Consider the following 24,671-nt stretch of genomic DNA (forward strand, 5'->3'; position numbering starts at 1 on the left):
AATCTAATCATTTATCCCTTTAGCGTCAAGAGATAATCTTGCTAACGACCTGATTTAATTATCTTTGGCGTAAAATCTCTGCAATTCAGTTAAGCCTTGCATCAGTACTGGTAACGCTGGGCTAGAGTCTTTCTGACGTTGATAGTTTTCATCAAACAGCTTGAAGTTGCCAAATTTATCAATGAGAGTCGTTTGGGTATCGGTAATCAAGGCTAATTCACGGGCATCACCGGCTAAAATCCACTTCCTTTTGTTTTCATCAAACAAGTTTCTACCACTGCTAAATTCAATAGGGTTGGATGAAGCACCTAACAGATCCTGTAAAAGCGTGACTGAAAAATCTAAGTGACTTGAACGGTGTGAGTATTCCCCTGCCATTTTTCCAGGCCAATGGATGATCATCGGCACTTGTAACTGGTATCGGCTGTAATTGCTGTTAGCACCCCAGCTGTTGGTTTTTGTCTCGTTAAACTCCGCGCCATGATTTGAAGTGATCACAATCAGCGTATTGTCTTGCAATTGTAATTCGTCAATCTTAGTGAGCAGCAGGCCTATTTCTTGGTCGGCTGCATTGACCGAGTTATTGTAACCAGCACGCAGGCGATCGCTGGCACTACCTTTACTTGACCGAGGGTCAAAGTTATTAAAGTTGTCAACGGTCGTCAATTCCAAATAGCTGAACCAGGGTTGTTCGGTTTGCTCGGATACCCATTTATGCCAGCGTTGTATAGTTTGGTTATCTGTGCTCGATTCTTGATCAAAAGGAGCTTTAGAGACCGTTAAAGTGCGGAAAATCGTCTCTTCGTATAAGGTGTCGTCAAAATTATCGCCACTAAAGAGGCCAAACTGATAATTCTGTTTTTTCAATACATCTATCAGTATCGGAGGGGTACCTTGTGAACGAATGGCGTTGGCATAACTGCTTGGTAATCCATAAAACAAGCCAAAGATCCCAAACATGTCATTACTCGAGCTGTAATGATTATTAAACTTCAAATTTTCTGTCGCAAATTGGTAAGTATTGGGCATGATTTCAGCTGTCAGCACATCACTTCTTAAATTATTGACACTCACTAGCAAAATATTGAGATTATTTGCTCTGCGGCCAAATTGAAGAGGCTCAAGAGGATAACGAACAATGTTAAGGTTCTCTTCATTATCCTTCAAACGCTTTAAGTACACATCACGATCAAATAGACCGTGTTTTTCCATGAACGATTTTGCCGTCATTGGATACGAGAGCGGGAAGTTTGATTTTTGGCTGGTCACTGATGTTTCTAAATACGCATCAGACCAAACGTAAATAAGGTGGCTGGTAATAAAACTAATGAAAAATACCGCCGCGATGGGCCGGCCAACGTGTTTATGCGATAGTTTTCGCTGCTTACGCCAAACCCACTCCGAAAGCCCAAGTTGTAAGAGGAAAATGAGCGGCATGACCACAAACAGATGCTGTAAGTCGGCGGTGATAGCGCTGGTCTCATCGCTAAAAAGCAGTTCCCATACAATCGGTGTTAAGTGCAGGTTGATTGCTTGATAAGCTTGGGTATCGATTAATAAGAGTGTGAGTCCTAACGTTGCAAAACAGACCGCCACGAAGCGAAATAGTTTGCGCGACGGAATGATGAATGTCAGAGGGAATAAAACCAGCAGATAGAGTGCAAAGACCAAAAATCCAAAATGGCCGACCCAAGACACAGCTAAATAAAACTGCCCCAACAAGGTTTCAGGCCATGGTGATTGTACGATATATCGAGTACCAATAAGCATTGCTGCAATGATATTGAAGAAAGCAAACCAATGCCCCCAACCAACCAACCGTGATACGCGTTCACCGTATGTATTTTCGCTATCTGCCATGTGATTTTCTATCTATGCATTCTATTAGTGAGTAGTAGTTTCTAAAGACGACATCAATGCCTGAGCAAATTTTTCCGCAATCGCCTTACGCTGTGAAGCGGCAACGTTTTGGTTTAAGACATTCGTTGCAATGTTTCCCGCAATCATGAGAGTAAGCTCAGGGGAAGCACTATGTTTAGCGAGGATGGCAGCAACTTCTGTCAGGATATTTTCAATTCTTTCGTCGCTGTATTTAGATGTAATAGGCATAAAGACTCTAATGATGATAGTAAAAGCGGCTTATGATAACCTACAATGCCTTACAACTGAAACCAGAACGATGATAATTTCACTATGAGTCTTCACCTTTCCAACGTGATTTTGCACCAATTAAGCAAAAACGAGCAAGATGAGTTGGTGGTTAAATACCGCTCTCAATCTTTAGATAATGATACGTCTGCCGAAAATTTAGTGGCTGAGTTGCATCGCGTGTTTAATTCGAAAGCGAGCAAAGGTTTTGGTTCGTTTAAGTCGGACAGTGATTTTCAAACTTGGTTGCAAGAACTTCGTCAAGGTGAGCGTGATTTTTACGATTTTTCACAAATCAGTGCTCAACGGCTGAAAGATGAATTATCAAAGTATCCGTTTGCTGATGAAGGGATCTTAGTGATGGCCGAATATCAGTCATTGGCTACCGATTACCTATTTATTGGGCTTTTACCTCTCAACCAAAGTTTGAAAGTAACAGAGGGGCTCGACATTAGCGCGACAGATTATCTTGATATCAACAAAATGGATATCGCAGCGCGTCTTGACCTCTCAAGTTTTGAAACGGACAAAAACTCAAACCGCTACCTTGCCTATATCAAAGGTCGCGTTGGTCGAAAAGTGTCGGATTTCTTTCTTGATTTTCTGCAAGCCGATGTCGGGTTAGATACCAAAGTGCAAAATCAAGTACTGATGCAAGCGGTACAGGATTTTTGCACGGATTCTAAGCTAGAAAAAGATGAAGCGATCGGTTACAAGAAGCAGGTTTACGATTACTGCAATGAGCAAATTAAAGCCGGTGAAGAGGTTCATATTCGTGAGTTGTCTGGTGAATTACCTGCTAGCCAAGACGGCACGGGTTTTTTCGAATATACGCAGGCACATGGCTATGAACTGGAAGAGAGCTTTCCTGGTGATCGTTCTACCGTGCGTAAACTGACCAAGTTTGTCGGTGCAGGGGGCGGTTTGAATGTGAGCTTTGATAGCTTGTTATTGGGGGAGCGTATTTTTTATGATCCTGAGAGCGACACGTTAACCATCAAAGGCACGCCACCGAATTTAAGAGAACAGTTAACGCGTCAGCGTTAATCGTTTACCACTAAGAGAGCTTGATATGGCTCTCTTTTTTGTCTTTTCTCCCGATGTACAACTCAGCACGGTCCAAACTTTAGGTTTATGCTTGTATTAATTATAAGTACAAATTGGTAATCACAGTGTTTGGGCAAAAGAAATCAAAACGATTCAGCGTGAGATCGTATGGAGTGATTCTGTTTGGTTGGTTAATCTCCGTTGGTCTTGTGTTTTGGCAAAGCCATTTAAGCTACCAAGCCATGCATGCGGTGAAAGAGTTACATTACAGTGTTGAAGAACTTAAAAGTTCACTCTATTTTAAAGAGCCTTATCGTTCGACGCGAGCGAATGATATCGCGCTGAATGTGCAGCTACTCTATTCACTTAGGCTACAGCTGGAAGTTGAGCACCGAGATTTTTCATGGCGACCAGATATTCAGCAATTGCTCCATGTGACTGATCGCTATATCACACTGACCAAATCGTATTTGTCGATTGAGCTTAACATTCAACCCTTGGTTGAACGCCTACAAGTGCTGCGCGACAATCCCACTAATTCAGAACAACTCAAGCAAATGTATGTGGTGTTAGGCGCTTATGTATTTGAAGCGATGTTCAGTGACACTGAGCAAAATCCGGGCATCTATCGAGCATTAGATAAACTCTATGTGGATGGGCAATCTTTACCAGCCATTCAGAAAAAAGAGTTAGAGCAGACATTAGCACAAGCGTCTGATTTACTGAATCAATACGCCCAAGGTGCACGTTTGGTCGACAATTTAATCAATCACTCTATTTACAATCAGCTTATCCATGTTGAAAACCAATACCATCGTCTTTTAAACATCTATGCTTATCTTGTCACGGGGTTAAGTGGTGGTGTTATGCTATTGCTGGGTTGGTTGATGTTTCGGTCATCAGTTTTAACTCGTTCTCATGTTAATAAAGTTCCCAGTGCTGCGAAAGAGGATGCGTCATCTGAGATAAATCCCAGTCGTGTTTTGTCTACAGAAGAACCACAGGTGGAAACATCGGATCTTTCTGATGATTTGGCCATCGATATTGAATCCATGCTCATAACTCTCAATGGCGATGTTGAGTCTGTCACTCTGCTGTTGAGCGTATTTATACAAGATCATCAGCATGATGCCACTGAATTGAAAAGATTGGTGCATTCTGATTTGGAGGCTGCTCAACGCCGAGCACACAGCCTGAAAGGCGTCGCGGGCAATCTTGGTTGCCGTTCTCTCAAGCAGATAGCGTCAGAAATAGAGTTGCGACTTAGTCAGAAGCAACGACCTACGGAGAAGCAATTGGGGTTATTAACAACGCAATTAGCGGCCGCTATAGCCAGTGCGCAACACTACCTTGATCAAAGAAAACGATAAGCCAGTTCTATCGTATCAGCTTTAAATGGTGATTCTGCTTGTAGTAAAAAAGAGCTCAGTTGAGCTCTTTTTTACTGGTTTTTTAGTTCAATGACTTTTGCAATACTCTGCTAGGCTGACTGTTGGTTGAGAACCGGTGCTTGTTCAGCACTGTCAGCTGGTGCAGTAGGTTCACATTTATCAACAAACCAACCCATGTAAGAGGTAAAAATGGTTACCAAAATACAGACAAAGCTTAGCCACATAAAGGGGGCATATGAGAGCGTTGCAACGCCTAGAATGCTCGCCATGTAGATGCCATTATCGCTCCATGGCACCATACCGGAGGTGAGCGTGCCACCAAATTCAGCGTTACGTGATAGGTTCTTACGCTGATAGCCTAAACGGTCATAGTTCTTGGCACAGATTTTAGGGGTCAGGATGAGTGAAACATACATGGCTGAGCCAAAAACGTTGCCCATAAATGCAGTACCAATAGTACTGGTTGCCAGTGAACCTGCGCTTGTCACGCGGCGCTCAAACAGTTTTGCGATGGTTTCAAGCACACCCACTTTGTCCAGCAATCCACCAAACCCGAGACCAAAGACAATCACGGCAACAGAACCAAGCATAGAGGACATACCGCCTCGGTTTAAGATTGAGTCAATGAAGCCAACGCCAGATTCAATATTGTAAGGTGCCCATGCGGTATTGAAAGCTTGCAAGAAGTCTACGTCTTGGATCATCACAGCCCAAATGATGCCCAGCAAAGAACCAAAGCTAATTACAGGAAACGAAGGCATTCTCATCGCAAGCAAGCCAAGTACAATCAGCACTGGCACAAAAGAGTATGGGGTAATGTAAAACTGCTGTTCCATCGCCTCAATCACGCTTTGTACTTGAGACATGTCTACGTTACCCGCATAGTGGAAACCAAATAAGGTAAACATGATACCCGTGATCACGTAGCTGATAAGCGCTATCGGCAGCATACCTTTAATGTGTTCCATCACTTCAACGTTAGACATCGAAGACGCCAGAATAACGGAATCAGATAATGGCGACATTTTGTCACCAAAGTAACAACCTGAAAGTACTGCGCCAGCGGTGATTGGTGCTGGAACGCCAAGACCCTGACCAATCCCCATCATGGCAATCCCCGCGGTACCAGCTGCACCCCATGAGGTTCCAGTTGCTAAAGCGGTGAGAGAACAGATGATCATCGTTGCAAGAAGGAAAATAGAAGGATGGATTGCTTGAAGACCGTAGTAAATAATGGTCGGCACGATCCCGCCGGAGATCCAAGTACCAACTAATGCGCCAACAGCTAAAAGTATCAACACGGCACCTAAACCATTAGAAATACCATTCAGTGCTGCTTTTTCTAATTCTTTATATTGGTGACCTAAACGAACACCGAGCACAATAATGATGAACCAGCCAATGTATAAGGCCAGTTGGATAGGGAGATCGAGTTGAGCTGTAAACGAAAACGCGAGTAACAAAAACAAGCCTAGAGCAATAATTACTTGAATTAAGCTAGGTAGGCGTTGAGGGGCTTGCGTCATAAAAGAGCCTCTTGTCAGATTTATGATCTAAGGACAGAACGGTGCCCTTATTGAGTTCGATCGCACTTTACAATAGTTAGCATAATATATCGACATCAAACACCTCGGATGTGATTTATGTCGTTCAAGTGGTTAATCTTCGATGTTAAATGTTGATAATAGTTAAATTTAATGGTTAGAAATGTTTTGTAGTGTGGGCTTTTTGTGTAACAAGAACGTGATTATTTAGCGTTTCGTTGATTATTGAATGCTGAATCATAGTGCGGTTGAGTGATTTTTAGGCTTAAATGTGTTTTTTACAAAACTGGCTACGCAGAAAGAAAAAGTTACCACTTTTACTAAGAAAGTCTTGAGATTTTATGCTGAACCACTTATAGATGGAGCAATAAATTTTCATTTTAGATACATGGAGAGTGAGCGCGATGAGAGTAGGTTTAGTGGGTTGGCGTGGTATGGTCGGTTCTGTACTGATGCAGCGTATGGTCGAAGAAAATGACTTTGACTTGATCGAACCGGTTTTCTTTAGCACATCTCAAATTGGTATTCCTGCACCAACGGTGCCTTCCAAGAAAGGCAATCATCACACAGGGTTACTGCAAGATGCTTACGATATTGATAGCCTCAAACAATTAGATGCCATCATCACCTGTCAAGGTGGTAACTACACTGAAAAAGTGTACCCAGCTCTGCGTCAAGCGGGTTGGAAAGGTTATTGGATTGATGCTGCATCTACCTTACGGATGGATAAACAATCAATCATCACTTTAGATCCGGTCAACTTGACACAAATTCAGCACGGCATCCATTCAGGAACCAATACCTTTGTGGGCGGTAACTGCACAGTCAGTTTAATGCTTATGGCATTAGGCGGCCTTTATGAGAAAGGTTTGGTCGAGTGGATGAGCGCAATGACCTACCAAGCAGCTTCGGGTGCTGGTGCTCAAAATATGCGCGAGTTGATCTCGCAAATGGGAGTAATTAACGATGCGGTGAGCTCTGAATTGGCTAATCCATCGAGCTCAATTCTTGATATTGACAGAAAAGTGGCTGAAACCATGCGATCACCTTCTTTTCCTACCGAGCAGTTTGGTGCACCACTAGCGGGTTCATTAATCCCTTGGATTGACGTCAAACGCGACAATGGTCAAAGCAAAGAAGAGTGGAAAGCAGGCGTTGAAGCTAATAAAATTCTGGGACTTCAATCGTCACCGATCCCGATTGATGGAACCTGTGTTCGTATTGGCGCAATGCGCTGCCACTCGCAAGCATTAACCATCAAGCTGAAGAAAAATGTTCCGCTTGATGAAATTGAAGAGATGATCGCTACGCACAATGATTGGGTTAAAGTTATTCCAAACGAGCGCGATATTACCGCACGTGAATTGAGCCCTGCCAAAGTCACTGGCACCTTGTCAGTTCCCGTAGGACGTTTGCGTAAAATGTCTATGGGTGATGATTTCTTAAATGCGTTTACGGTGGGTGACCAATTATTGTGGGGAGCTGCTGAGCCGCTTCGACGTACTTTGCGGATCATTCTGGCTGAAAAACAGTAAAGATGGATCTCGGTTTAAAACCACCTGAGTAAAAATAAAAAAGGGGCGCTTTATGCAAAGCGCCCCTTTTTATGCTATTTGTCTGTAGCATTTGTCTGTAGCAACAGTGACGATGTTAACGCGGTTATGCAAGGCCAGGAAATAAATTTCTGAGACCATTGGCAATAAACTCAATACCGAGTGCGCCGAGTATCAAACCCATGATCCGCGTAATCACGTTGATACCCGTTTGACCTAAGAAGCGGACAATATAGGGCGCTGAGCGAAACAGCAGCCAAGAGCTTAAACTAAATAACACCACAGTGATTATAATACCCACGGTATCGAACATGCTTGGGTAGCGAGAGCCATACACTATGGTTGAACTGATGGCACCTGGTCCTGCCATTAAAGGCATAGCGAGTGGCACAACCCCAATTTGTTCACGGCTAATGTATTCAGATTTCTCTTGTTTGTTTTGTTTATCTTCACCCAATTTACCGCTCATCATCGAAAACGCGATGCTCAGCAGCAATAGGCCACCAGCTACTCGAAACGAATCTAAAGAGATACTAAACATATCCAGTAACATCTGCCCAGCAAGCAGTGCGGTAATCAAAATTATTGCCACAGCAATATTCGCTGTAGCCGCCGTTTTGTGTTTCTCTTCTTGCGTCATATGCCCAGTGAGAGAGACAAATATTGGCATAATCCCCACGGGGTTCACAGCGGCTACAAGGCCTAAGAAAAACTGCAGGAAAATGGCTAACTCAAAGGTTTGCATGGCATTTATCTCTAATGGATCATTTCGATGAAATATTACGTGGCTAATGTAAGCGAAAGCAAAGGATAGCACGAATGAAAAAAACTAAAGCGATTGGGGTTTTATTGCTGAGAAAAACTAATTCAATGAAGAAAACGTTTTACAATTGTTTTTCTAATGTATGTGAGTGGTGTTGTTTTTTGCTCAACTGTTAACATCTGCACATTTTTAATAAAATTAGTGCTCCTAGCTGGTGGTAAAAGTGAGAGTCGATATACTCTCAGTAGCACGTAAAATGAGGTGTGTTCATTCATCTATCGCTCAAAAATGAAACTTTTTTACAGATTGTTGTAGTTTTTATAGTTTTCGTTGTTTAAGTAAATGTTTTTTATTCATTTAATTATCTATATGTTTTTTGTTTGTTTTCAGTGTCTTGTAGGCGATTTTGTAGGGTGGTTACCCCTAATTGGGTAATTAGTTTTTGAGAACTGATCTGAGTCAATTTTTTTCACACTCTGAAATATTATACTCAGTCCTGAAAGCAATTTACTAAGTCTGTCATTGTTTAAGCTGTTGAGAAAAAACAAAAACACAAAGCTGCAAACTTAATAAAGAGTTTTTAACATTTTTCTATTTTTAGGAGATCCATTATGCCTGTAACTAATTTAGCTGAACTTGATGCTCTAGTAGCGCGCGTTAAAGCGGCTCAAGCAGAATTCTCTACTTACTCTCAAGAGCAAGTAGATAAAATTTTCCGCGCAGCATCATTAGCAGCTAACCAAGCTCGTATCCCTCTAGCGCAACAAGCGGTAGCGGAATCAGGCATGGGTATTGTTGAGGATAAAGTAATCAAGAACCACTTTGCGTCTGAGTTCATCTACAACAAATACAAAGACGAAAAAACGTGTGGCATTCTTGAAGAAGATAAAAACCTAGGCACGATGACTATCGCTGAGCCTGTAGGCATCATCTGCGGTATCGTTCCAACCACTAACCCTACTTCTACTGCAATCTTCAAATCTCTCATCTCTTTGAAGACTCGTAACGGTATCATCTTCTCGCCACACCCACGTGCGAAAAATTCAACTAACGATGCAGCTAAACTCGTGTTAGATGCAGCAGTTGCAGCTGGCGCGCCAAAAGATATCATCGGCTGGATTGATCAACCTTCAGTTGAGCTATCTAACGCGCTAATGAAGCACGAAGGTATTGCACTTATCCTTGCAACAGGTGGTCCTGGCATGGTGAAAGCAGCTTACTCGTCAGGTAAACCAGCAATCGGTGTAGGTGCAGGTAACGTTCCAGTTGTAATCGACGAAACGGCAGACATCAAACGTGCAGTTGCTTCTGTTCTTATGTCTAAAACATTCGATAACGGTGTGGTATGTGCTTCTGAGCAAGCGGTTATCGTTATGGACGAAGTGTATGACGAAGTGAAAGAGCGTTTCGCGAGCCATAAAGCGCATGTTTTAAGTAAAGCAGACGCAGACAAAGTACGTAAGGTACTGCTTATCGATGGCGCACTAAACGCGAAAATCGTAGGCCAACCAGCAACAGCCATCGCTGAAATGGCGGGCGTTAAAGTTCCAGCAGATACTAAAATCCTTGTCGGTGAAGGTATTGGCGAAGTTTCTTATGACGATGAATTCGCACATGAAAAACTTTCTCCAACACTTGGCATGTTCCGCGCGACTTCTTTCGAGAACGCGGTAGAACAAGCAGTAAGAATGGTAGAAATCGGCGGTATCGGCCACACTTCTGGTCTATACACTAACCAAGACGTTAATGCAGACCGTATCCGTTACTTTGGTGACAAAATGAAGACGGCGCGTATTCTTGTAAACATCCCAACCACTCATGGTGGTATTGGTGACCTTTACAACTTTAACGTTGCACCATCTCTAACGCTAGGTTGTGGTTCTTGGGGTGGTAACTCGATTTCTGAGAACGTAGGTCCTAAGCACCTAATCAACAAGAAAACTGTTGCGAAGCGAGCTGAAAACATGTTGTGGCATAAACTACCTAAGTCAATTTACTTCCGTCGTGGTAGCCTTCCAATCGCTATGAGCGATCTTGAAGGCAAAAAACGCGCATTCCTAGTTACTGACCGTTTCCTATTCAACAACGGTTATGCAGACGACGTAGTGACTCTGCTGAAGTCAAACGGTATGGAAGTTCAAACATTCTTTGATGTAGAAGCTGATCCAACTCTATCTGTCGTAGAGAAAGGCGCTGAAGCAATGAAGAGTTTCCAACCAGACGTGATTCTAGCACTTGGTGGTGGTTCACCAATGGATGCGGCGAAGATCATGTGGGTTATGTATGAGCACCCAGAAACTCACTTTGAAGAGCTTGCAATGCGCTTTATGGATATCCGTAAACGTATCTACAAGTTCCCTAAAATGGGTCAAAAAGCAGAATTGGTTTGTATCACGACTACTTCAGGTACCGGTTCAGAAGTTACACCATTTGCCGTGGTAACAGACGACAAAACAGGTGCTAAATACCCACTAGCGGATTATGAGCTAACACCTAACATGGCTATCGTTGATGCGAACCTTGTGATGAATATGCCTAAGTCTCTAACGGCATTTGGTGGTTACGATGCTGTGACTCACGCTCTTGAAGCCTATGTATCTGTTCTTGCGAACGAATACTCTGATGGTCAAGCTCTACAAGCACTTAAGATGCTGAAAGAGTACCTACCATCAAGCTACAAAAATGGCGCAGCAGACCCAATTGCTCGTGAAAAAGTGCACAATGCAGCGACTATCGCAGGTATTGCTTTTGCTAACGCGTTCTTAGGTGTATGTCACTCTATGGCGCACAAGATCGGTGCAGAGTTCCACATCCCGCACGGCCTTGCTAACGCATTGCTTATCTCTAACGTTGTGCGCTATAACGCGAATGATAACCCAACCAAACAAACTGCGTTCTCTCAATACGACCGTCCACAAGCACGCCGTCGTTACGCTGAAGTGGCTGACCACTTGGGCTTGAGCCAAGCGGGCGACCGTACTGCTCAGAAGATTGAACGTCTACTGACTTGGTTGGAAGAGCTGAAGAAAGATCTCGACATCCCGCTATCTATCCAAGCGGCTGGCGTGAATGAAGCGGATTTCCTCGCAAAAGTTGACGTGCTATCAGTTGAAGCGTTTGATGACCAATGTACTGGTGCAAACCCACGCTACCCACTGATTTCTGAGCTAAAAGAAGTACTTCTTGCGGCTTACTATGGTACAGCGTTTGTTGAAGGTGAAACCTTCGAAGGCACTACCGTTATCAAGAAGAAAGATGACCAAAAACCAGCAAAGAAAAAGTAAGCTGAGTTATTGAGGGATTTTCGCTAGCACGAAACAATCTCTATCGGGAAAAGATAAAGCCTCACCATCTGGTGAGGCTTTTTTTTATCGAGCAACTTCATTATCAAAAGCGTGGGTGGGATTTATCCCCACATGACTAAAATAGCGGCAATTGCGATTAGAACAAGCCCCAGCCCATCTTTAATTTTCACCGATTGTTTTAGCCAAAAAATAGAAATTAACATCGTAAAAAAGATCTCAATTTGGCCTAAAGTTTTTACATAAGGTACGGTTTGAAGAGACATTGCACTGAACCAACCAATAGAACCAAGACAGCTACTTGTGCTGGTTAATAGCGTCAGCTTAGGTCTTATCCATAATTGTTTTAATGAGTTGTTGTCGGTCACCATTAGGTAAATTAGCAGTAATAAAGTCTGCAGTGAAATGACCAACAATAATACCCAAGCAGCACTGTGTGGAAAGGGTAAGCCAAGTGCTAAACTGGCTTCACGTACCCACAATGAAGTGAGCGCAAAGGCACTACCACAACTTAATCCCAGTAAAACAGTTGGCATTGAAAGCTGCTTAACATTGCCGTGCGTGCTCATCAAAAATACACCAATGCCACCAACGATGACGCCAATCCAGCCCAAGCCTGTCAAATGAGTCCCCAAAAAAATCATTCCTAAAATAGCGGCAACTAAGGCTTCGCTTTTGGCTAGCCCAGCACCTACAGCATAGTTATTTAATTTAAAAAGCTTAACCATGAGCGCAGTCGCGACGATTTGCATCAATGACGCGCCGATAATGAAAGCGATAAAGGTCAATGACAATGTAGGTAATTTCGCGGGTATGAAATGATACAAAGTGATGAGATACAGAGCCGCGATAGGGCCAGCCCAAAGAAAGCGGGCAAGGGTAACACCAGTAGTACTGACCTCAGTTGCTAAGCGACTTTGGAATGCATTGCGCCAAGATTGCATGAATGCGGCCAGAAGGGTGAATAAGATCCAAGTCATGGAAGTCCATTTTGAGTGACAAGAAAGAGGCAATGCTATGAGATGCAGAGATATTGGGCAAGCGGAATATAAAAAGGGCTGCGAATGCAGCCCTTTAATGGTATTTAAACTCGGTTCAGAGATTAATACTGTGGTTTAGTCATTGCCGCACCAGCTTGACTTTGCGCTGACTGGCTGCCTGCTGCACGAGTTGCAATTCGTTCAGCATGGAAAGGTGCTGATACGATTTCAATCTCTTTGAGCAACAAAGAGCCTGAGGCTTTGGTCATCGGAGAGAATGCATGCGCTTTGATTGTTTTGGGTAATACGGCTTCAGGTGCCTTAGTTACTGCTTCAACCTTCAATGCTGGTACTTTCTCTGTCGTGGCTTTTTCTTCGACAACGAGCTCAATAGCGGTAGTCTTTTCAATAACAACTTCTGCGATCACTGGCTCTGAAATAACGGCTTCTACAGTGACCGATTCTGTGACTGAAACCGATTCTGTTACCACTGTCGATGGTACTTGAGGTTCAATAGCGTCCTGCAAAGAGACTGTAACAGGTTCTTCAACGACGCTCTGGCTTTCTTCGTGGCGAATAATGACCTTACCCATTGCCATTTCAGGGAAAGCAAAACCACCTAACGTTATCTCAGTATTGTTATCCACGACATCTGCCACTTGTTGAACAGGTTCAACCGCTGCGACTTGCTCTGTTACCGGTGCTTGATACACAGGTTTAGAGAGGTCATAGCGAGGCATCACTTTACCCATTGCCATCTCAGGAGAGGCAACCCCACCTTTGCGTAAACGGAATGGGTTAGGGCGACGATCACGACCACGGCGTCGACGTTGACCACTGGCTCGTAAATGACGAGGGGAGCGGCGATTGCGACGTTGATTTTGATCGTCATTCTCATTGTCGTCGTTTGGTGTAACGACCGATGTCTCAACAGATTGTGCTGTTTCAGCTTTTACGGCTTCAATAACCTCTGCTGCCGGGGTTGTATTGATCAACATTTCAGCTTCTGGTTGTTCTTGAGCGATTGTCTGATCTTTTACACGAACTTGTTTGTTTAACTTACGGCGTTGACGGCGTTCTTTGACTTTTGCCGTTTTCTCTTCCGTTTTCTCTTCATTCGCTGTCAAGGTAACGGCTTGCGCTTCAGCCGCAAGTTGTAGCCCTTGCTCCGCTAACTTTTCAGATTTGCTGTCATCACGCTTGTTGCGGCGCTCTTGTTTTGGCTTGCGAGCTTGTGTCTTACGAGGCTCGTTGGTAGCAACAATTTCTTTGTCTTGTGTTTCTTCAACAAGAGCAGAGGTATTGACAGGTTTACGTTTGTTTCTGTCACGGTTTGCGTTGTCGCGATTAACATTTTCACCGCGTCCGTTACGACGACGTTGGTCATTTCGATCACGACGCTGGCGTGGTGCTTGGCTACGTTCGTTTTCTTGTTTTTGTTGCTCTTCCTCAGTTTTCACCTCTTCCGTGGTGGTTGAGAAGATGCTACCAAGAGCTTTAACGATGCGGCCAAATAGACCTGGTTTGCCTGGTTCAACAGCGATCTCTTTGACTGGAACCGCTACCTCTGCTTTAGGTGTTGGAGCTGGAATAGTTTGTGCTGGAGCAGCAAACCCTTTCAACGCTGGTTCTTCAATGCGTTTTGGTTTGAAATCGATATCTGAGCTTTCTTTGCCTTCTGCTTCTTTCAGTGCTTCTAGTTTCATTGGCACTAAGTAAGAGAGTATTTCTTGCTCTTCCCCTTCACGGACACGGATCACTTCAAAATGAGGCGTTTCCATTTCAGAGTTAGGGACAATGGTGATCTCGACTTCTTGAATGCGTTCAATATGATTGATTGAGCGACGTTTTTCATTGAGTAGATAAGATGCAATAGGAACGGGAACCACCGCCATAACTTGAGCGGTATTATCTTTTAGTGCTTCTTCTTCAATGAGACGTAAAACAGAGAGCGCAAGAGATTCATTATCACGAACCACCCCGGTACCAGAGCAGCGTGGGCAGATATGGTGACTTGCTTCGGCAAGTGATGGGCTCAAGCGCTGACGCGACATTTCTAACAAGCCAAAACGTGAAATTCGGCCAATTTGTACGCGAGCACGATCTAGGCGTACGGCATCGCGTAAACGGTTTTCTACTTCACGTTGGTGACGGACAGGAGTCATATCGATGAAGTCGATAACCACTAATCCGCCCAAATCGCGCAGACGTAATTGGCGAGCAATTTCATCGGCTGCTTCTAAGTTGGTGTTAAGCGCTGTCTCTTCAATATCGCCGCCTTTTGTTGCACGAGCAGAGTTGATATCAATTGAGGTCAATGCTTCGGTTGGGTCGATAACAATAGAGCCGCCAGAAGGCAAACGCACTTCACGCTGGAAAGCCGATTCGATTTGGCTTTCAATTTGGTAATGGCTAAATAGGGGTACTTCACCGTCGTATTTTTTTACACGACTCACAAAGTCAGGACGCACCAAACGAATGTGCTCAAGGGCACGTTCATAAATAGTGTTGCTATCAATTAGAATTTCACCAATGTCACGACGCAGATAATCACGAATTGCGCGTACAATGACGTTGCTCTCTTGGTGAATAAGTAGCGGTGCAGGACGCAAATCGGAAGCCTGTTTGATTGCGCTCCAGTGATTGAGCAAAACGTTTAAGTCCCACTCTAGCTCTTCCGCACTTTTGCCCACACCTGCAGTGCGAACGATAAGGCCCATGCCTTGAGGAAGCTCTAAACTGCTCAATGCGGTTTTTAATTCGGTACGCTCATCGCCTTCGATACGGCGTGAAATACCACCGGCACGAGGATTGTTTGGCATAAGAACTAGGTAGCTACCAGCAAGAGAAATGAAAGTGGTCAACGCAGCGCCTTTGCTGCCTCGCTCTTCCTTTTCAACTTGGACAATAACTTCTTGGCCTTCTTTAAGCGCTTCTTTGATGTTTGGACGGCCTTGGTAAGTGTAGCCATCAGGGAAATATTCGCGGGCAATTTCTTTGAGAGGAAGGAAACCGTGACGTTCAGCGCCGTAATCAACAAATGCAGCTTCTAAACTCGGTTCAACACGGGTGATACGTCCTTTATAGATGTTCGCCTTTTTAGATTCATGTCCTGGACTTTCGATGTCTAGATCAAAAAGTCGTTGGCCATCAACCAGCGCGACACGCAACTCTTCTTTTTGAGTTGCGTTAATTAGCATTCTTTTCATTTAAAAATCTCGTTATCTTTCTTTAGTTTTGATTATTGGACTTGTTGCTGGGTTTCGTTTTCACGGTGCCAGATCCCATGACTAAAAGGTGCAGCCTCCCGGCTGGAGGGGATGCTCTAGGGCACTTCAGTTATCGCACGCACACGATTGCCTGCGATCCGCGTATTGGCGGAAAATACTCAACATGAAATGACGATGAGTAGAGCAACAAGATAGCTTCGCTCAATAGTGTCTTACGCCATGTGCAGCACATTGACGCTTAGCAGTCTACTCACTATTTTGCTCAAAAATGGACGGTAAAGAATAAAAAATCACCGAATCATTCATTGCAGCTGTGAACTATAGCAGTGACAGGTAAACACAGCAATCTGCTTTGTTATGAACAGGTCAAAAAAATGAGAATAGGTCTAAAAGTTAGATGGCTAATTTAATGTTTATCAAAGAGTTTTAGTTGTTAAAGTAAGAATTGTAATGGGTAATATTTAATTTTATCCACAGTCACATTTCAATTGGTGTAATTCTCGCCAATTTGCCATTAAACAGCAGATGAAAATATTCTTTTTTGTGGCGAAGAAAATGTGAATTTAAACAATTTACAGTGGTACAATGGCGCCCATGAGTGAAATTAGAACCCAAGTCCAGCTCATCGATATCGATGAAGATATGGCTGGTCAACGCATTGACAATTTTTTGCGTAACCAATTAAAAAACGTTCCCAAAAGTATGGTTTACCGAATCCTGCGCAAAGGAGAGGTTCGTGTAAATAAAAAACGCATCAAAGCAGAATATAAGTTATCGGCTGGTGATGTGGTGAGAATACCACCAGTGACTCTCGAACAGTCGGATCAAGAGAGCAACACACCCAATACCAAATTGAGTAAAGTCGCTGAGCTAGAACACTGCATTATTTTTGAGGATGAGCACTTACTTATTCTGAATAAACCTTCCGGTACGGCTGTTCATGGTGGGAGTGGTTTGAAATTTGGCGCAATTGAAGCGCTACGTGCATTGCGCCCAGAAGCTCGCTTTTTGGAATTGGTGCACCGTATCGATCGCGATACGTCGGGCATTTTATTAGTGGCTAAAAAACGTTCCGCGTTGCGCCATCTCCAAGCCCAGTTTAGAGAAAAAACGATTCAAAAATATTACTTTGCTTTAGTTATGGGGCAATGGAAAAGCAGCTGTAAAGTCGTGAATGCGCCACTATTGAAAAATGAAGTGAACAGCATTGTGCGAGTCAATCCAAACGGTAAAGCATCGGAAACGCGCTTTAAGATCCTTGAACAGTTTGCACAAGCAACTTTGGTGCAAGCCAGTCCGATCACTGGCCGTACTCATCAGATTCGCGTTCATACTCAGTATACAGGGCACCCGATTGCGTGGGATGATCGTTATGGTGACCGCCGTTTTGACGCATATACCGCACAGTTTGGCATTGACCGATTATTCTTACACGCGGCCAATATTCGTTTTATTCACCCTTCGACAGAGGCGTTAATGGACATTAATGCACCACTCGGTACTCAACTAGAGCAAGCATTAGTCAAATTGAGAAACGCTTAAGGCCAGCTTTCATTCGCTAACGAGTAGCAACATAGTAGAAACATAAAGTAATGGTCGAAGTCATGGTATAAAAGTGAGCGCAGATCAAGGCGCTCACTTTTAATCATTATCCTAAAACGGTAATGCCTTGAGACTCAAGCATTGAGACTAGCTTAATTAATGGTAGCCCAACCAAACTATTAGGGTCATCACCTTCTAAACGTTCAAAAAGTGCAATGCCCAGGCCCTCACACATAAAGCTGCCTGCGCACTGTAGTGGCTGTTCTTTTGCCACGTAAGCCGTCACCATCTCGGTAGATAAAGAGCGAAAATGAACCGTGAAGGGTTCTACGGTGACCATGCATTGACCAGAGACTGAGTTGTAAACCGCAAGCCCAGTATAAAAAGTGATGGCTTTTCCACTTTGTTTGAGTAACTGCTTAATGGCTTGTTCTTGAGTATGAGGTTTGCCAATAATCTCACCGTCAATCACGCAAACTTGATCAGAACCGATGACTAAACAGGGTTGGTTTGGATGGCAAGATCTTGCTTTCGTTTCCGCTAAACGAGTCACCAGATCTTGTGCGGGCTCACCAGGCAACGGAGTTTCGTCGCAATTAGGCGAGCAGGTAACAAAAGGTAGATCCAGCTTTTTAAGTAATTGCTGCCGAAACGGCGAAGTAGATGCTAAAACTAGTTGGTAATTTTGCATTTTGATTTAGAATTGCTGCGAATTTTACCGCAGCATATATCAATCAGACATGCTGTACATAATTCTCTCAGTGGAAAGGGGAAAAAACGAACTTTTTTGCCTTTTTCTTTGACTAAAACCGATTTGGAAGATAATATTCGCGCCCTATGCAAAAGGTAAAAATACCGCGATCGATTGATCCGGCTAAAGCAGCTCAAAAACGACTTGATTGTGATGGTATCATCCAACTCAGTCTTTTTAAGCGTTTAGAAGAATCAGTCGCAGGCGTTAAACGCGACGCACAAGTCTCATTGTCATTTGGGCTTGATGAACAGCGACTAGTTGTTATCTCTGGTAAAGCTAACATCTCTGTCGATTTAGAGTGTCAACGCTGTAACAAGGTTTTCGCACATGAGTGCGAAGTCCAATTCAAGTATACTCCTTACTTGGGGAGTAAAACGGATGAAGACGCACCGGAAGAGTACGATTTGGTAGATCCGAATGAGTACGGTGAGATCGACCTTGTACAATTAGTTGAAGACGAGTTCATCATTAATTTGCCACAAGTAGCAATGCACGATAGAGCGGAATGTAGCGTTAATTCAGACAATTTAGTATTTGGTGAACTTCCAGAAGAACTAGCGGAAGAAAAGCCGAATCCATTTGATGTTTTAAAAAACTTAAAACGATAATTCGTTATAGGTTAAGACAAAGGAGTAGGGTCAATGGCCGTACAAAAGAGCAAAAAATCACGCGCACGTCGTGGCATGCGTCGTTCACATGATGCGCTAACTACATCTGCACTATCTGTAGATGCGACTTCAGGTGAAACTCACCTACGTCACAACATGACTGCTGACGGTTATTACCGTGGCAAAAAGGTTATCAGCAAGTAAGGTTGACCTTTGCAATATTTAACCGTTGCACTTGATGCAATGGGCGGGGATTTCGGTCCTCGCGTAACAGTGCCTGCCGCCGTGCAGGCACTGTCGCATTTCCCAGAGCTCAAAGTGATCCTCGTTGGTGATCAAGTTTTGATCACACATCAATTATCTCAATTAGGTTATGAACTTAATACTCGCTTGAGTATTTTGCACAGTGACCGCGTTATTTCTAACTCCGAAAAACCTTCTCTGGCCTTACGCAATAGTGCTGGAAGTTCAATGGGCATAGCAATTGACCTAGTTTCTGATAGCCGTGCTGATGCTTGTGTCAGTGGTGGTAATACAGGTGCGCTCATGGCGTTATCTCGTTTTCGTCTGAAATTGCTGCCCGGCATTGATCGTCCTGCATTAGTTTCAGCGTTGCCGACGGCTTCAGGTCAACGCACTTGGATGCTGGATTTGGGTGCGAACGTATCAAGTGATGCAGATTCTCTGTTTCAATTTGCTGTCATGGGGAGTGCGCTGGCCGAACAGCATTTAGGTCGTTCTGCAAAAGTTGCCATCCTTAATATTGGTGCGGAAGAGATTAAAGGGAATGATTTAGTGAAGCGTTGCGCTGAAATGCTGAATCAAACTCAGGCCGTCAACTATATCGGCTATATCGAAGGTAATCAGTTGTTGGATGATGTCGCTGATGTGATTGTTTGCGATGGTTTCGTCGGTAATGTTTGCCTGAAAGCATGTGAAGGCACAGCACAACTCTTTATTGATAAGTTAAAAAGCCAACTTTTGGGCTCATCCATAAAGGGTTGGATTGCACGAAAACTGTTTTCTTCATTATTTACTGAACTAAAAACATTGAACCCCGACCAGTATAACGGCGCAAGTTTGTTAGGATTGCGCGGCATTGTCATAAAAAGTCATGGAAGTGCTGATGTACTCGCCGTCGTGAATGCGATTTCCGAAGCGGTACACGAGGTCAAACGACAAGTCCCCAGCCGTATAAGCGATCGTTTGGAAGCGGTTTTACTCGAGAGGCATTATTAGTCTTCATGTATAGCAAAATTTTAGGTACTGGCAGCTACTTGCCATCTCAGGTGCGTACTAACGCAGATTTAGAGAAAATGGTAGAGACAAGCGATGAGTGGATTATTGCCCGTACTGGTATTCGTGAGCGCCGCATTTGCGCGGAGAATGAAACTGTTGCGGATATGGCTTTCTATGCAGCGCAAAATGCCATTCAAATGGCCGGCATTGATAAAAACGATATTGATCTGATTATTGTTGCTACAACCAGCAGTAGCCATGCATTTCCTTCGGCGGCATGTCAGGTGCAAGGTAAGCTTGGCATCAAAGGATGTCCCGCTTTTGATTTAGCGGCGGCCTGTTCGGGTTTTGTCTATGGATTATCGATTGCAGATCAACACATCAAATCGGGTATGTGTAAAAACATTCTTGTCATTGGTGCTGATGCCTTGTCTAAAACCTGCGATCCAACAGACCGCTCGACAATCATTTTATTTGGTGATGGCGCAGGCGCCGTCATTATTGGTGCAAGTGAAGAGCCAGGGATTTTGTCGACTCATATCTATTCTGATGGTGAGTTTGGTGAGCTCTTGAGTTTACCTGTTCCAGAGCGTGGTGGTGATGCTGATAAATGGCTCTATATGGCGGGTAATGAAGTCTTCAAAGTGGCAGTGACGCAACTCTCTAAGCTTGTTAAAGATACGCTTGCTGCCAATAACATGCACAAATCAGAATTAGATTGGTTAGTGCCTCATCAAGCTAACTATCGCATTATTTCCGCGACCGCGAAAAAACTATCGATGTCACTTGACCAAGTCGTCATAACGCTTGATCGCCATGGTAATACGTCTGCTGCTACCGTCCCAACAGCGCTCGATGAAGCCGTGCGAGATGGTCGAATTCAACGTGGTCAAACGTTATTGCTTGAAGCCTTCGGTGGTGGTTTTACTTGGGGCTCGGCACTCGTTAAGTTTTAAGCGGATAGATTTTTATTTTAAGGGGTTGGTTCAACCTCTTGTTTTTACTTAAGGAAACAAACAATGAGCAAGTTTGCTATCGTATTTCCAGGTCAAGGCTCGCAATCAGTTGGTATGCTTGCAGAACTTGGTCAGCAGTATGATGTCATTCAACAGACATTTGCCGAAGCTTCTGAAGTGCTGGGTTATGATTTATGGGCATTGGTACAAAATGGCCCAGTAGAAGATCTTAACCAAACCTCTCGTACTCAACCGGCATTACTCGCTTCTTCTGTTGCCCTTTGGCGGCTATGGCAAAGCCTAGGTTTAGATCAGCCAGCCTTGCTTGCTGGCCATAGCTTGGGTGAGTATTCCGCACTGGTGTGTGCTGGTGTAGTTGACTTTAAGCAAGCCATCAAATTAGTAGAGCTGCGCGGTCAGTTAATGCAAGAAGCCGTTCCGGCAGGCGTAGGCGCGATGTCGGCTATTATCGGTCTTGATGATGAGCTGATAGCAAAAGCGTGTGAAGAAGCTGCTCAAGGTGAAGTGGTTTCACCAGTTAACTTTAACTCGCCAGGCCAAGTTGTCATCGCAGGCAATAAAGATGCAGTTGAACGTGCGGGTCAGTTATGTAAAGAGGCCGGAGCAAAGCGCGCGCTGCCATTGCCAGTTTCTGTTCCTTCTCACTGTGCTTTAATGAAGCCAGCAGCAGACAAGTTAGCGGTTGCATTACAATCGATTGAATTTAATGCACCACAAATTCCGGTTATCAACAATGTGGATGTAATAGCAGAAATTGATCCGGCCAAAATTAAAGATGCGTTAGTTCGTCAACTATACAGCCCTGTTCGTTGGACGGAATGTGTACAGTTGATGAGTGAGCAAGGCATAGAAAAGCTGCTTGAAGTTGGCCCAGGCAAAGTTTTGACAGGCCTGACTAAGCGCATTATTAAATCGCTTGAATCAGCAGCAGTGAATGACATTGCTTCACTTGATGCCGTTAAGTAATCAAAGGAAAGAATAGATGATGAACCTAGAAGGCAAAATTGCTCTCGTGACTGGCGCAAGCCGTGGTATTGGCCGAGCGATCGCTGAATTATTAGTTGAACGCGGTGCAACGGTGATCGGCACGGCTACTAGCGAAAGCGGTGCAGCGGCAATCAGTGAATATCTTGGTAATAATGGTAAAGGCCTAGCGCTGAACGTGACGGATGTGGAATCTATCGCAGCGACGCTGAAAACCATCAATGACGAGTTTGGCGTGATCGATATTCTTGTGAATAATGCCGGGATTACTCGTGATAATCTCTTAATGCGCATGAAAGATGATGAATGGTCAGATATTATTGATACCAATTTAACGTCTATCTTCCGCTTATCGAAAGCGGTGCTACGTGGCATGATGAAAAAGCGCAATGGTCGCATCATCAATGTGGGCTCTGTGGTCGGTACTATGGGTAACGCTGGTCAAACCAACTACGCAGCGGCAAAAGCCGGCGTAATTGGCTTTACTAAGTCGATGGCTCGCGAAGTTGCATCTCGTGGTGTGACGGTTAACACAGTTGCGCCAGGTTTTATCGAAACAGATATGACAAAAGCGCTGAATGATGACCAACGTACTGCTACACTAGCCCAAGTGCCAGCTGGCCGCTTAGGCGATCCACGCGAAATTGCGTCGGCAGTGGTATTTTTAGCTTCTCCAGAGGCTGCCTACATTACGGGTGAAACTTTGCACGTAAATGGCGGGATGTACATGGTATAAGTTGGTTTTTGAACGTTATTGATGAAATAAAGGCTTTGCTATTGTCAACAACGTGTAAAACTTGCTAACTATATGCGCAACATTTGTGCATGATTTAAGTCAAAAATGGTCTTAATTTCGGTTAAAATCGGTAAAATTGTGGTTTGACCAGCAATGACCCACTTGCAACTTTCCCTAGTTAGAATAAACTACGGAACCATCGCATTAGGCGAAATCTGTAAAGGAAAAGAAAACATGAGCAACATCGAAGAACGCGTAAAGAAAATCATTGTTGAACAGCTAGGTGTAGACGAAGCAGAAGTAAAGAATGAAGCTTCTTTCGTAGAAGATCTAGGTGCTGATTCTCTAGATACAGTTGAGCTAGTAATGGCTCTAGAAGAAGAATTCGATACTGAAATTCCAGATGAAGAAGCTGAGAAGATCACTACTGTTCAAGCTGCAATCGACTACGTAAACAGCGCTCAGTAATATCTCTCCCCAGGCGGCCCTCTGGCCGCCTGAGTTTTTCTAACTCTTCTATACCTCTCATAGAACTTTTCAACTCCGGAGAATATGATCGTGTCCAAGCGTCGTGTCGTTGTCACTGGCATGGGTATGTTGTCACCGGTAGGCAACACTGTAGAATCTTCTTGGAAAGCCCTGCTAGCTGGTCAAAGCGGTATCGTTAATATCGAACATTTTGATACCACCAATTTTTCAACTCGTTTTGCAGGTCTAGTCAAAGACTTTAACTGCGAAGAGTATATGTCTAAAAAAGATGCCCGTAAGATGGATCTCTTTATCCAGTACGGTATTGCGGCGGGTATCCAAGCACTTAATGATTCTGGTATCACAGTAACTCCAGAAAATGCCCCAAGAATCGGTGTTGCTATCGGCTCTGGTATTGGTGGTCTTGACTTGATTGAAACTGGCCATCATGCCTTGGTAGAAAAAGGCCCACGTAAAGTGAGCCCGTTCTTTGTACCCTCAACGATTGTCAACATGGTTTCAGGCAACTTGTCTATCATGCGTGGTCTTCGTGGTCCAAATATCGCTATTTCTACCGCATGCACAACAGGTTTACATAACATTGGCCATGCGGCACGTATGATTGCATACGGTGATGCCGATGCGATGGTGGCAGGTGGTGCAGAAAAAGCATCGACACCACTTGGCATGGCGGGTTTTGGCGCAGCAAAAGCATTGTCTACGCGTAATGATGAACCGCAAAAAGCGTCTCGTCCTTGGGACAAGGGCCGTGATGGCTTTGTTCTAGGCGATGGTGCGGGTGTTATGGTTCTTGAAGAATATGAACATGCTAAAGCACGCGGTGCGAAGATTTACGCTGAGTTAGTTGGCTTTGGCATGTCTGGTGATGCTTATCACATGACTTCACCAAGCGAAGACGGTTCAGGCGGTGCGTTAGCGATGGAAGCCGCGATGCGTGATGCGGGCGTAACAGGTACTCAAATCGGTTACGTCAACGCTCATGGTACTTCGACTCCAGCTGGTGATGTTGCGGAAATTAAAGGTGTTAAGCGCGCTTTAGGTGAAGAAGGTTCGAAACAAGTTCTTGTCTCTTCTACTAAATCGATGACTGGTCATTTGCTAGGCGCGGCTGGTTCTGTAGAAGCCATTATCACCGTTATGTCATTAGTTGACCAAATTGTTCCACCAACCATTAACCTTGATGATCCAGAAGAAGGTTTAGGCATTGATCTTGTTCCACACACTGCCCGCAAAGTGGAAGGTATGGAATATGCAATCTGTAACTCTTTTGGTTTTGGTGGTACAAACGGCTCGTTGATTTTCAAAAAAATCTAATGATTGTGGTTGTGACACTTGAGTTTGAACGGCTTGATGCTTAGCATTGAGCCGTTTCTTTTTGTGGAGT

The 24,671-nt window shown here is 44.0% G+C and carries 20 protein-coding genes; 13 read left to right on the forward strand and 7 right to left on the reverse strand.

All coding sequences use genetic code 11. The annotated features are described in order from the left end of the window. Positions 1 to 54 precede the first annotated feature (54 nt). Together NB504_RS14430 and NB504_RS14435 are read right to left on the reverse strand one after the other, a co-directional pair. Positions 55 to 1,860, reverse strand: a complete 1,806-nt coding sequence (locus NB504_RS14430) for a DUF3413 domain-containing protein (protein WP_258429136.1) — start codon at positions 1,858 to 1,860, stop codon at positions 55 to 57. Between the two features lie 24 nt (positions 1,861 to 1,884). Next, positions 1,885 to 2,109, reverse strand: a complete 225-nt coding sequence (locus NB504_RS14435) for a YejL family protein (protein WP_013856392.1) — start codon at positions 2,107 to 2,109, stop codon at positions 1,885 to 1,887. Between the two features lie 84 nt (positions 2,110 to 2,193). Here NB504_RS14435 and yejK point away from each other — a divergent pair, with 84 nt between their 5' ends. Both yejK and NB504_RS14445 read left to right on the forward strand, forming a co-directional pair. After that, the gene (gene yejK, locus NB504_RS14440) at positions 2,194 to 3,195 is read left to right on the forward strand and encodes a nucleoid-associated protein YejK (protein WP_017042553.1); all 1,002 of its coding nucleotides are present in this window, start codon (positions 2,194 to 2,196) and stop codon (positions 3,193 to 3,195) included. Between the two features lie 173 nt (positions 3,196 to 3,368). Then, the gene (locus NB504_RS14445; RefSeq protein ID WP_017048540.1) at positions 3,369 to 4,565 is read left to right on the forward strand and encodes an Hpt domain-containing protein; all 1,197 of its coding nucleotides are present in this window, start codon (positions 3,369 to 3,371) and stop codon (positions 4,563 to 4,565) included. Positions 4,566 to 4,675: 110 nt separating this feature from the next. Here the strand turns inward: NB504_RS14445 and nhaC are convergent, their stop codons facing one another. Continuing rightward, positions 4,676 to 6,112: a Na+/H+ antiporter NhaC gene (gene nhaC / locus NB504_RS14450; protein ID WP_017048541.1), complete on the reverse strand. Its 1,437-nt coding sequence runs from the start codon at positions 6,110 to 6,112 to the stop codon at positions 4,676 to 4,678. A 422-nt stretch (positions 6,113 to 6,534) separates the two neighbouring features. Between nhaC and asd the strand changes: the two genes are divergently transcribed. After that, a complete protein-coding gene (gene asd / locus NB504_RS14455; RefSeq protein ID WP_258429137.1) occupies positions 6,535 to 7,665 on the forward strand; it encodes an aspartate-semialdehyde dehydrogenase in 1,131 nt (376 codons plus the stop codon). A gap of 124 nt (positions 7,666 to 7,789) precedes the next feature. Here the strand turns inward: asd and NB504_RS14460 are convergent, their stop codons facing one another. Further along, positions 7,790 to 8,428, reverse strand: a complete 639-nt coding sequence (locus tag NB504_RS14460; RefSeq protein WP_010318853.1) for a YchE family NAAT transporter — start codon at positions 8,426 to 8,428, stop codon at positions 7,790 to 7,792. Between the two features lie 629 nt (positions 8,429 to 9,057). On the opposite strand from NB504_RS14460, the gene adhE reads away from it, so the two are divergent. Beyond that, positions 9,058 to 11,730, forward strand: a complete 2,673-nt coding sequence (gene adhE / locus NB504_RS14465) for a bifunctional acetaldehyde-CoA/alcohol dehydrogenase (RefSeq protein ID WP_013856398.1) — start codon at positions 9,058 to 9,060, stop codon at positions 11,728 to 11,730. Between the two features lie 122 nt (positions 11,731 to 11,852). Here adhE and NB504_RS14470 read toward each other — a convergent pair whose 3' ends face one another. Then, positions 11,853 to 12,728, reverse strand: coding sequence for a DMT family transporter (locus NB504_RS14470; RefSeq protein ID WP_258429138.1), 876 nt, complete (start codon positions 12,726 to 12,728; stop codon positions 11,853 to 11,855). Positions 12,729 to 12,850: 122 nt separating this feature from the next. Continuing rightward, complete coding sequence (rne, locus tag NB504_RS14475) at positions 12,851 to 15,937, reverse strand: ribonuclease E (RefSeq protein WP_094128977.1); 3,087 nt, start codon at positions 15,935 to 15,937, stop codon at positions 12,851 to 12,853. Positions 15,938 to 16,552: 615 nt separating this feature from the next. On the opposite strand from rne, the gene rluC reads away from it, so the two are divergent. Further along, on the forward strand, positions 16,553 to 17,500 hold the full coding sequence (gene rluC, locus NB504_RS14480; RefSeq protein ID WP_094133167.1) for a 23S rRNA pseudouridine(955/2504/2580) synthase RluC: 948 nt from the start codon (positions 16,553 to 16,555) through the stop codon (positions 17,498 to 17,500). 106 nt (positions 17,501 to 17,606) lie between these two features. Here the strand turns inward: rluC and NB504_RS14485 are convergent, their stop codons facing one another. Continuing rightward, positions 17,607 to 18,191 carry a nucleoside triphosphate pyrophosphatase gene (locus NB504_RS14485; protein ID WP_258429139.1) on the reverse strand — a complete coding sequence of 195 codons (585 nt, stop codon included), beginning with the start codon at positions 18,189 to 18,191 and terminating at the stop codon, positions 17,607 to 17,609. A 146-nt stretch (positions 18,192 to 18,337) separates the two neighbouring features. Between NB504_RS14485 and yceD the strand changes: the two genes are divergently transcribed. The 8 genes from yceD (at position 18,338) to fabF (ending at position 24,601) form a co-directional block, all read left to right on the forward strand. Beyond that, entirely contained in the window at positions 18,338 to 18,862 is a 525-nt protein-coding gene (gene yceD, locus NB504_RS14490) for a 23S rRNA accumulation protein YceD (protein ID WP_010319120.1), read from the forward strand. Positions 18,863 to 18,895: 33 nt separating this feature from the next. Further along, entirely contained in the window at positions 18,896 to 19,066 is a 171-nt protein-coding gene (rpmF, locus tag NB504_RS14495) for a 50S ribosomal protein L32 (protein WP_010319119.1), read from the forward strand. Between the two features lie 9 nt (positions 19,067 to 19,075). After that, positions 19,076 to 20,101, forward strand: coding sequence for a phosphate acyltransferase PlsX (plsX, locus tag NB504_RS14500; protein WP_017042562.1), 1,026 nt, complete (start codon positions 19,076 to 19,078; stop codon positions 20,099 to 20,101). A gap of 5 nt (positions 20,102 to 20,106) precedes the next feature. Continuing rightward, positions 20,107 to 21,057 carry a beta-ketoacyl-ACP synthase III gene (locus NB504_RS14505; protein ID WP_010319117.1) on the forward strand — a complete coding sequence of 317 codons (951 nt, stop codon included), beginning with the start codon at positions 20,107 to 20,109 and terminating at the stop codon, positions 21,055 to 21,057. Between the two features lie 63 nt (positions 21,058 to 21,120). Beyond that, positions 21,121 to 22,044, forward strand: a complete 924-nt coding sequence (gene fabD / locus NB504_RS14510; RefSeq protein ID WP_019280908.1) for an ACP S-malonyltransferase — start codon at positions 21,121 to 21,123, stop codon at positions 22,042 to 22,044. A gap of 19 nt (positions 22,045 to 22,063) precedes the next feature. Beyond that, positions 22,064 to 22,798 (forward strand): 3-oxoacyl-ACP reductase FabG, encoded by a 735-nt coding sequence (fabG, locus tag NB504_RS14515; RefSeq protein ID WP_026027249.1) that lies wholly within the window; start codon positions 22,064 to 22,066, stop codon positions 22,796 to 22,798. Positions 22,799 to 23,032: 234 nt separating this feature from the next. After that, positions 23,033 to 23,266 (forward strand): acyl carrier protein, encoded by a 234-nt coding sequence (acpP, locus tag NB504_RS14520; protein WP_014204679.1) that lies wholly within the window; start codon positions 23,033 to 23,035, stop codon positions 23,264 to 23,266. Positions 23,267 to 23,356: 90 nt separating this feature from the next. After that, a complete protein-coding gene (gene fabF / locus NB504_RS14525; RefSeq protein ID WP_026028275.1) occupies positions 23,357 to 24,601 on the forward strand; it encodes a beta-ketoacyl-ACP synthase II in 1,245 nt (414 codons plus the stop codon). Positions 24,602 to 24,671: the final 70 nt, after the last annotated feature.

It is taken from the genome of Vibrio sp. RM-69-4 (genome assembly GCF_024743775.1).
GTDB lineage: Bacteria > Pseudomonadota > Gammaproteobacteria > Enterobacterales > Vibrionaceae > Vibrio > Vibrio anguillarum.